10 protein-coding genes and 2 pseudogenes are annotated in these 8,949 nt (G+C 70.3%); 5 read left to right on the plus strand and 7 right to left on the minus strand.

Annotated features, from left to right (window positions below; all coding sequences use genetic code 11):
- Positions 1-7 precede the first annotated feature (7 nt).
- Positions 8-496: pseudogene (locus KUTG_RS45550) on the minus strand (YbhB/YbcL family Raf kinase inhibitor-like protein); the annotation flags it as partial.
- Positions 497-879: 383 nt separating this feature from the next.
- Here KUTG_RS45550 and KUTG_RS64690 point away from each other — a divergent pair.
- Together KUTG_RS64690 and KUTG_RS45555 are read left to right on the plus strand one after the other, a co-directional pair.
- Positions 880-972: pseudogene (locus tag KUTG_RS64690) on the plus strand (DNA-binding response regulator); the annotation flags it as partial.
- Positions 973-1,417: 445 nt separating this feature from the next.
- Positions 1,418-1,843 carry an OsmC family peroxiredoxin gene (locus KUTG_RS45555; protein ID WP_043726150.1) on the plus strand — a complete coding sequence of 142 codons (426 nt, stop codon included), beginning with the start codon at positions 1,418-1,420 and terminating at the stop codon, positions 1,841-1,843.
- Positions 1,844-1,849: 6 nt separating this feature from the next.
- On the opposite strand, the gene KUTG_RS45560 is transcribed toward KUTG_RS45555, so the two are convergent.
- Both KUTG_RS45560 and KUTG_RS45565 read right to left on the minus strand, forming a co-directional pair.
- Positions 1,850-2,530 carry a GNAT family N-acetyltransferase gene (locus KUTG_RS45560; protein WP_198047557.1) on the minus strand — a complete coding sequence of 227 codons (681 nt, stop codon included), beginning with the start codon at positions 2,528-2,530 and terminating at the stop codon, positions 1,850-1,852.
- On the minus strand, positions 2,527-3,039 hold the full coding sequence (locus KUTG_RS45565) for a PaaI family thioesterase (RefSeq protein ID WP_043726151.1): 513 nt from the start codon (positions 3,037-3,039) through the stop codon (positions 2,527-2,529). The genes KUTG_RS45560 and KUTG_RS45565 overlap by 4 nt, the downstream gene beginning before the upstream one ends.
- A gap of 169 nt (positions 3,040-3,208) precedes the next feature.
- On the opposite strand from KUTG_RS45565, the gene KUTG_RS45570 reads away from it, so the two are divergent.
- Genes KUTG_RS45570 through KUTG_RS45580 form a run of 3 tightly spaced genes read left to right on the plus strand, consistent with a single transcriptional unit; the run spans position 3,209 to position 5,557 of the window.
- Positions 3,209-4,138, plus strand: coding sequence for an NmrA family NAD(P)-binding protein (locus KUTG_RS45570; protein WP_198047558.1), 930 nt, complete (start codon positions 3,209-3,211; stop codon positions 4,136-4,138).
- 5 nt (positions 4,139-4,143) lie between these two features.
- Positions 4,144-4,926, plus strand: a complete 783-nt coding sequence (locus KUTG_RS45575) for a hypothetical protein (RefSeq protein ID WP_157495249.1) — start codon at positions 4,144-4,146, stop codon at positions 4,924-4,926.
- Between the two features lie 55 nt (positions 4,927-4,981).
- Positions 4,982-5,557: a TetR/AcrR family transcriptional regulator gene (locus KUTG_RS45580; RefSeq protein ID WP_043726155.1), complete on the plus strand. Its 576-nt coding sequence runs from the start codon at positions 4,982-4,984 to the stop codon at positions 5,555-5,557.
- 1 nt (position 5,558) lies between these two features.
- Here the strand turns inward: KUTG_RS45580 and KUTG_RS45585 are convergent, their stop codons facing one another.
- The 4 genes from KUTG_RS45585 to KUTG_RS45600 all read right to left on the minus strand — a co-directional run.
- The gene (locus KUTG_RS45585) at positions 5,559-6,143 is read right to left on the minus strand and encodes a hypothetical protein (protein WP_043726156.1); all 585 of its coding nucleotides are present in this window, start codon (positions 6,141-6,143) and stop codon (positions 5,559-5,561) included.
- A gap of 65 nt (positions 6,144-6,208) precedes the next feature.
- Positions 6,209-7,333, minus strand: a complete 1,125-nt coding sequence (locus tag KUTG_RS45590) for a hypothetical protein (RefSeq protein ID WP_043726159.1) — start codon at positions 7,331-7,333, stop codon at positions 6,209-6,211.
- On the minus strand, positions 7,330-7,869 hold the full coding sequence (locus KUTG_RS45595) for a sigma-70 family RNA polymerase sigma factor (RefSeq protein ID WP_052396185.1): 540 nt from the start codon (positions 7,867-7,869) through the stop codon (positions 7,330-7,332). Before KUTG_RS45595 ends, KUTG_RS45590 begins: the two co-directional genes overlap by 4 nt.
- A 182-nt stretch (positions 7,870-8,051) precedes the next feature.
- On the minus strand, positions 8,052-8,949 hold an 898-nt coding region (locus KUTG_RS45600; RefSeq protein WP_232241290.1), incomplete at its 5' end, for a Rossmann-fold NAD(P)-binding domain-containing protein.

Consider the following 8,949-nt stretch of genomic DNA (forward strand, 5'->3'; position numbering starts at 1 on the left):
TCCGGCGTCAGTTCGCCGCCGCCGACGACTTTCCGTGCAGCACCACGTTTGCGCTGCTGGCCTTCTTGATCGCCGACTCGATCTGGCTCATGCTCGACGAGGAGCTCAGGCCGGGCACCGTGGCCGACTTCAGGGCGTAGAGCGTGAACGTGTACGGGTGCTCGTGGCCGCCCGGGCAGGGGCCGAAGAACTGCTGGGCCGTCGTGCCGCTGCCCATCGCCTTCTGCTTGGCCCCGTTCTGGTTCGGCACCGTGTAGCCCGAGCCGAGGCCCTCCGGCAGCGACAGCGTGGCCGCCGGGATGTTCCAGATCGCCCAGTGCACCTTGTCCCCGCCGTTGGCCACGTCCCGCAGCACGATCGCGTACGCCTTGGCGTTGCTGTCGCCCGCCGTCCATGTCAGCGGCGGCGACACGTCCCGGCCCGCCTTGTGGTCGAAGGCGCAGCTGTAGTGGTCGGGAATCGCCGCGTTGTCCGCGAACGCCGTGCTGCTCAGGGTGGGACCGGCCTTGGCGCCGGCCGCCGCGGCGTCGGCCGCTGCCGGGCTGGCTGTCGCTGGACCGGCCGTCGCTGGGCTGGCCGCTGTCGGACCGGCCGCTGCTGGACCCGCCGCTGTCGCGCTGGCTTCCGCCGGACCCGCCGCCACTGTCACGGCCATTGCCGCGCCCACAACGCCGGCGAGCACTGCCCGCGACGGCAAGAGGTTGACCACTGCGTCCTCCCAGTTGTCCTTCGAACGGTTGGCGCGGCGGCAGGTTGTAATCGTTCTCACTTCTACAATCACCCGGACACGCCTGTCAAGAAAGCGCTTTCCGGACAAAGGGTTCGTGGCCTCGGGTGTTCGGCCCGGTCGATGAGGAGTCCGCGTTTTCACCGCTTTTCGAGCGCACGGTCAAGAGCCTGTTGCACGACGTGACGGTGCGCTCCGAACCGCACAACCGCTCGCACGCGGTTGCGTTCGCGGTCCGGGGAGGGGCTGATCTGACACGGGAAACGGCGGCGGCGCAGCAGAGCGGACCGCGCCACCTCGCGGCTCCCCCCGATGCCCGATGCAGGGAAGGACGCCTTACCCGCGTTGAACGAGGGTAAGGCGTCCTTCCCTGCATAACGGGGCCGGCCGACCTGCGAGGCATTCCGGTGGTCGACGAGCCCGCCACCGTGCTCTGCCTGTCCTGGGAGCCAGGTCCGGGCCGGCATCCCGACCTCGCGGCGTTCGTCGACCGGGCCCGGCGGCTGGTCTCACCTCCGCCGCACGCCGTTCGGTGAGCGTAAGGTCGTGACAACAGCTGTTGTCCACGGTCCGTGACGGGTGGTGACAACAGGTGTGCACGGATCGTCGAGTTCGCCTGGCGTTGGTGGGACCACCAGACGGCCTGCGGCATACTCGCCATGATCGTCGGACTAGCCAGGAGGACAACAGATGCCGGTCTCGAAGGCCCACGCCAGCTGGAACGGGGACATCCCCACCGGGTCCGGGCAGTTCAACGCGGGTAACAACATCTCGGGAGGCGTCACCTTCAAGTCGCGCTTCGAGGACGGCCCCGGCTCCAACCCGGAGCAGCTCATCGCCGCGGCCCACGCCTCGTGCTACTCGATGGCGCTGGCCAGCGCGCTGTCCAAGGCCGGCTTCACCGCCACCTCGATCGAGACGGACGCCTCGGTCACGCTGCGCCCGGTCGACGGCGTGCCGACGATCATCAAGATCGAGCTCGTGACCAAGGGCGACGTGCCCGGCGTCGACGCCGACCAGTTCCGCGAGTTCGCCGAGGGCGCCAACGCGGGCTGCCCGGTCAGCCGCGCGCTGGCGGGCGTGCCCGAGATCACGCTTGAGGCCAACCTCGCGTAGTGGTGATCACGGCCCGCCGGGAGTCTCCCGGCGGGCCACCACGATTTCCGTCTTCTGGCGCAGTGCGAAGCCCAGGTGCTCGTACAGTCGCACGGCGTCGGTGTTGGACGCCAGGACGTGCAGGAACGGCGTTTCGCCGCGCTCGCGGATGCCGGCGGCGATGGCCAGCAGCAGCCGCGTGCCCAGTCCCTGTCCACGGGCCGTGGGGTCGGTGCAGACGCCGCTGATCTCCGTGAACCCGGGCGGGTGCATGCGTTCCCCGGCCATCGCGATCAGCCGGCCGCCCCGACGAATGCCCAGGTAGGTGCCCATTTCGATGGTGCGCGGCAGGAACGGGCCGGGCTTGGTGGCCGCGGTCAGGGCCAGCATCTCGGGCACGTCGGCCGGGCCGAGCCGCACGGCCTCCTCGTCCGGCGCGGCGGCGATGCCGTCGTCGACGAACTGCAATAGCGGCAAGCGATTCACCACTTCCCAGCCGGCCAGGGGCTCGCCCTGCGGGCCGCTGAGGACAACCTCCTCGCCGGCCAGCGCCGCGATGTCCGCCCAGTCGGCCGCGGTGGCCCGGTCGGGCAGCGCCATGAACGGCGACATGTCGGCCGGATAGCGCACCGCGTTGCCGCGTCGCTGCGCGAGATGGGCGTGCGGTCCGGTCAGCGAGGCGTGCAACGGATTGTCCAAAGTGGTCACGAGTGCTCCATGATCAGGCAGGTGCTGCTGGCGTGCCCGACCACGCGGCCGGCCTCGTCGGTGATCGTGGCCTCGGAGGTCGCGACGCGGCGGCCGAAGGTCACCACCGTGCCGACGCAGCGCAGCCGTCCGGAGGCGACGGTCACGGCCCGGGTAAAATTGATCTTCAGTTCCAGGCTGGTGTAAGCGAATCCGACGCCGAGCTTGGTGTGCACGGCGCAGCCCAGCGCGCTGTCGGCCAGTGTGGACAGCACGCCGCCGTGCACGCAGCCGATCGGGTTGTACTGCCACTCGGCCGGCGTCAGCTCGAACACCGCCCGGCCGTCGGCGAACTCCACCGGCCGGATTCCGTTGGTCACCAGGGCGGGCGGGTGCGGCAGCCGTCCCTCGGTGTACGCGGTGAGGAACTCCAGGCCGGTCATCCGGCCGGCCGCCGTGGCCAGCAGCAGCGGGTCCTCCCAGTCGTACGACCGGGCGCGGTCGGTCTCGACGAGCTCATGGATGGTCATCGCGGTGGTCCTTCCGGTCGGCGCCCGACTGCCCGTGTCCGTGCCGGTAGCGCCCCTTGCCCATTCTACCCGTTCTGGTTCGGTCACCGAACTAATCCGTGCTACCTTCGGTTCATTCACCGAATCGCATGGCCTGTGAGCTGGGTAAACGGCAGAATTGGAGAGCGGTGTGACGGTTCTTGTCACGGGCGCGACCGGGCGTCACGGCGGCACCGGCGCCTATGTGGTCCGCCGGCTGCGTGAGCACGGCATCCCGGTGCGGGCCCTCGTCCGCCGCCTGGACGAACGGTCCGAACGGGCGGCCGCACTCGGTGCCGAGCTCGTCGTCGGCGACCTGGCCGACCACCGGAGCCTGGCCTCGGCCGTGGACGGGGTGTCCTCGGTCTACTTCACCTTCCCGGTCGACGCCGGCATCGTGCCGGCCGCAGCCAACTATGCCCAGGCCGTAAGGGAAACCGGCGGCTCGCCGCGGACCGTGGTGATGTCGATGGGGCCGGCGACGCCGACGCATCCCAGCCACCTGGGCCGGCACCAGTGGCTGTCCGAGCAGGTCCTCCAGTGGGCCGGGCTAGACGTGACGATCCTGCGCATGGCGGCGATGTTCCACGAGGACATTCCCTTGCTGTGGAAGCATTCCGTGCGCACCGAGAGCATGATCCGCAACTGCTTCGGCGAGAACCCGGTCAGCTGGCTCAACGCCCTGGACGCCGCCGAGTTCTGCGTGGCCGCGCTGCTGCGGCCGGAGCTGTTCGCGGACAAGGCCGCGCACTACCTGCCCGGGCCGGAGGTGCTGGACTTCCACCAGATCACCAAGGTTTTCGGCGAGGTCCTCGACCGTCCGGTCGGTTTCGAGCCGATCAGCCGTGAGGCCTGGCTGGCCGAGCTCCTCGACCTCGCGGCCTCGCCGCACGCCGGTCTACTCAAGCCGGACATGGCCCGGCACATCACCGCCTGTGGTCACGCCGTCGCCAACTCGTTGGAACGCGGCAACGCGGACTACTCCGACACCGGCCTGTTCCGGCGCGTGACCGGCCGTGAACCCGTTCTGGTGCAGGACTTTCTGACCTCGAACGCCGACCTGTTCCGCCCCGAGAGGTGATGGAGATGCGAGTATGGCTGGCCGACGCGGTGTCGACGGGACTCACCGTGGAACGGATGCTGTCGATGGCGACCCCGAGCGCCGCCTTCCACAGTGCGCTCAGCGACAGCGCGCGACTTTCCCGTGAGCAGGCGGTGCAGCTGATCGCCGCCGAGACGGCCTGCATCGACCACCCCAAGATCATCGAGAGCTTCGAGGAGATCGGCCGGGCGGGCCTGGTCGTCGCCGGCGACATCGACGGCGAGCCCACGTTGCAGATCCTGCGCGCCACCTACGAGGAGGGGCGGCTGACCGAGCTGGCCAGCTTCGTCCAGGGCATGCGCCCGTTCACCCTGTTGCGGGACAAGGTGAAGGCCACGGTGCACGACCTGCCGGCCGGCACATGGGCGGTGCCCGACCTGGCCGAGGACACCGGCGAGGCTCGCACGGCCGACATGACATTCCCGCACGACCCGGAGTTGTCCTTCCTCAGCCCCGTGTTGCGGCGGGCGGCGGCCCCGCAGTCCGAGGCCGACAAGGTGCTCACCCTGGCGTCGTCGATCTACGGCATGCGGCACTGGGCCGATTCCGGCCTGGCGCAGGGCGACAAGCGGCTGGCCTTCTTCCAGGTCGACGTCTCCGGCCGGCCGCTGACCATCGCCAACCTGCTGACCTTTGTGGACGATCGCGTGGTGCAGATCCGTTCGTGCTCGCGGCCGTGGTCGGCGGCGCTGGCCATGTACACGCGGCTGGAGAGCCGCTACTTCGACGAGCTGGGTGAGGAGTACTTCTGGCCGGACCAGTCCTGAGCCGTCAGTGCGGTAAGATACGAATAGTAACTTGTCGCGGGGTGGGAGTGGTGGCGTGGCCGGACCGAGGCTGTCCTGGGATGAGCGGCGGGACCAGCTCCTGGACACCGCGGGCGCCATCGTGCGGGCCGAGGGCGCCGACGCCCTCACCCTGACCCGTGTGGCCGAGGACGCCGGAGTCACCAAACCCATCGCGTACAAGCACTTCGAGACCCGGATCGGCCTGCTCAAGGCGCTCTACCGGCGCATCGACGACCAGCAGGTCGCTGCGGCCCGGTCGGCCTTGGCGGCCAATGCCGACACCCTGGAGGAATGCGCCACGGTGCTCGCCCGGTCCTATGTGGAGTGTGTGCTGCACATAGGCCGCGAGTTCGGTCCCGTCACGGCCGCGCTGGCGACAACGCCGGAGATCGACGAAATCCTGCGCACCGGCCGGGAACGCTACGCCGACGTTTTCCTCCAGGCCGTTCGGCGCTTCGTGAAGCTCCCCTCCGCCACCGGAAAGCCCTTGCTACTCGGCGTGGTCGGCGCGGCCGAGACCCTCTCCCGTGAGGTCGTCGCGTCCCGTTTGGACGGTGAAGCGGCCGTTGTTCTGGTGGCCCGGATCATCCTCGGCGCGGTCCGGCCCTGACTCACGACATCGCCCGGATCCACCCCCGGTGCGTGTGACCGGCCACGCGCACCCGTACCCGGGGCGCGAACTGCTCCGCGTCGATGCCCGGATAGCCGTGCCGCACCACGCCGCGGTAGATGTCGTCGGAGGCGACCAGCACGACGGGGCCGCTGGCCGCCCGCAGTTCTCGTTTGGTGCCGGTCGCATTCAGCAGGCGGAAGGCCAGGTCCAGGGCCTCGCCGAAGCATCCGCGCTGGTCGAAGTGGATCTCGCCGGCGTGCAGCACGGCCCGTAGCCGGAGTCGGTGGTCGGGGTCGAGGGCGTTGCGTTCGGCGAGCATCGTGCTCAGTCGGGGCGCGACGGTGTCGAGCAGCACGGTTTTCGGAGCCTCCGCCACGGGGTGCACCAGCACCATGACGCCGTCGCCGCAGTCGATGTAGTCGTCGCGTGAGGCGGCGTCGATGCCGGCGTCGTGCAGTGCCGCGTCGACCAGTTCGTACAGGGAACGTCGGTAGACCGCCTTGGCCGTGTTCGATCGCTCGGTGGAGCCTTCGACGTCCACGCCGAAGATCGTCCGGTGCTGCGGGCGTCCGGCGCCCGTCATGGGGTGTTCCATCGCGTCTTGCGTCCGCGTCCAGTGGAGTCGGGTCGGGCAGATGGTCTGGGGGCTCAGGCCATCGCGCTGGCGACGGCGTCCACATCGGACTTTCCGGCGCGGATGGCGTACAGGTCGCGACCGACGGACACGGAGTTGCGGTGCACCCACGCCTCCCAGTCCGGCGGCCAGCGGGTGGTGCTGGACCACCGCAGGCCTTCCAACGGGACACCCCGCAGGTCCACATCGGACAGATCGGCGCCGACGACCTGGCTGGCGGCCTGCACGACGGCGTCCACCGCGTCGGCGACGCTGCGCACCAGCTCGGCCCGGCGTCGGTCCCGCACCTCGCAGGTCTTGTCCACCAGATCCAGCGCCATCACGTGCGACACGTCGCCGGCCAGCGCCTGTCGCATCGCCTCGTCGGACACGCAGTGCCGCGTGTGGTTGAGGCACCGGGCCAGCGCGCCGGTCAACGACTGGTCCAGCAGTCGGGCATAGCCGCAGACCTCTCGCAGCCACATCTTGCTGGCCCAGTACTTCACGCGCTCGCCGGACCGGCCGGCCATCCAGGTCTGAAGCATGCCCAGGTTGTGTTCGAGCGTGCGGGCCCGGGACAGCGCGTGGTCAAGGGCGTAGGAGCGGTCATGGTCGAGGTCGGGGTCGCGCGTGATGGCGGTGGTGAGGTCCAGCACCTTGGTGGCGCCGCGCCCGGCCTCGGCGACCAGGGCGTCGATGATCTGGGCGGCGTGGCCGCGCTGATCGGCCAGCGCCGAGGTGAAGATCGCGAAGTCGTCCCCGTCCAGGTGGGCCTTGGACATCTCCTCGAGTTCCCGCGCGGCCTGGAGGGCTTGCAGCTCAAGTTCGGCGATCTTGCCGACCTGGGCCAGTTCCGGCAGCGGCAGCCAACTCCGAGCCGCGAGCCGCTCGCTCGGCGGCGCCGTCGCGATGTCGGAAGCGAAGCGGGACAGGTCCGAGCCGGCGCCGCGGACGTCGATCCGGTCGGCACGCGCGCCGCCGCCGACGATCGCGGCCAGGCCCGACTCCACGTCGATCACGTCCTCCAACGCGTCGACCAGCGCGTGCTGGAGGCCCGGCAGTCGGGCCTCGGCCAGGCCGGCGTCGATGTCCAGGAACGTGTCGAGCACCTCGTCGATGCGGGACAGCCGGTCGCTCAGCCAGTCCTCGTCGGGCGTCATTGTTGGCCCTCCCGAGACTCGCGCCAGGCCTTGAGCGATCGGCGTGCCTTGCACAGGGCGGCGCGCACGGAGTCGGCGGTCATGTCCAACTCCTTGGCGATCTCGCCGGGGGTGAAGCCGGACAGCGTCCACGCCATGACCTGACGTTGGCGCGCGGGCAGGTGCGTCATGGGCGCGGCGAGGTCGTGCAGCTCCATCCACCGGTCGATCCCGCTGTCCCGCAGCAGGGTGCTGGCCATCGGCAACTCGGCCACCGGGTGCTCCCGCACCGCGGCGATCTTGCGCACCAGCGCCTTGGAGGCCACCCGGTACGCCCAGGCGTTGTGGCACTCGACGCTGTGCCACCGCTCGTAGAGCTTGATCATCGTGTCCTGGACGATGTCGCCCGCGTCCAGCGGCGTCGCCCCCTGCATCAGGAGAAAGCCGAACAGCGGCTTCACCGTCGTCCGGTAGAAGACGGTGAAGGTCGCATCCAGGTCGGGGACGGCGCTCGGGTCCGTCCGCGCCGAGGCGTCAATGCGCTCGTGCTCGGACATCGCTCTCCCGGGTCGGTGGGGCGGGGCTGGTCCGGGCGGAGCCGTGGCGGGTGGTCCGTCTGTTCGTGGTCATCGGTCCTTACCGGCGGGGTGTCGGAGGAGGGTCGGAGGTTAGAGGCTCGATGTCCCTCCTTCGTGACCGACCGGACCCCCGCGCCACCCCAAAGAGTGAACCGTGGCCGTCAGGCCAGGGCGCGGCGCAGCAGGTCCTCGCCGGCGTCGAAGAACTCGGCGGCGCGGGCGCCGGCCATGCCGGGGGAGGCCTGGATCGGGACGGCCTTGGGGTTGAAGAAGACCCGGTCGCGGCCGTCGAGGTCGGGGTGGAACAGCAGGGGCAGGACGCGGCGGGCGTACTGCTCGGGGGTGGGGCCGAGGACGCCGATGAGGGATTCGGCGGCACGGTGGAGGAAGGAGCCGTCGCCGAGGAAGTTGGACCGGATGTCGGTGCGGACCATGCCGGGGTTGAGGCCGAAGTAGGCCGGCCCGGGCAGGCGCTCGGGGGCGGCGAGGACGAGGGCTTCGTTGGCGGCGACGGTGTTCATGTGCGCGGTGAGGGCCTTGTAGGTGGCGGCGTCGGCGTTGAGGTCGGCGGGATTGCCGAGGGTGCCGGTGCCGGGCGCGGCCATCACGAAGACGCGCGGGCGAGGTGCGTCGGCGGGGCGGTCGGCGCCGAGGCGGGCGGCCAGGCCGCGGAGCATGGCGTGGCGGCTCAGGTAGCTGACGGCCATGTCCCGCTCGACGTGCTCGGCGGTCTCCTCACGGGTCTTGGCGGCGAAGATGCCGGTGGTGAACAGGAGAACGTCGGCGTCCTCGACGGGGAGAGTCCGGCCGATCTCGGCGGCTTCGCGCATGGAGGTCAGGTCGGCGCGGACGAAGCCGATGCCCTGAGAGCCGTCGTCGCGGAAGGTCCGTCCGACGACATCGGCCTTGGCGCCGCGGGAGGCGGCCAGGCGGGCGATGGCCCGGCCGAGGCCGTTGGTGCCGCCGACCACGGCGATCTTGCGGCCGGTCAGGTCCATCCGGTCGGCGTCCACGGTGCTCATCGAGACCGTCTTGTCCCGAACTCCGTTGAGCCGCATG

The organism is Kutzneria sp. 744, assembly GCF_000568255.1.
Lineage (GTDB): Bacteria > Actinomycetota > Actinomycetes > Mycobacteriales > Pseudonocardiaceae > Kutzneria.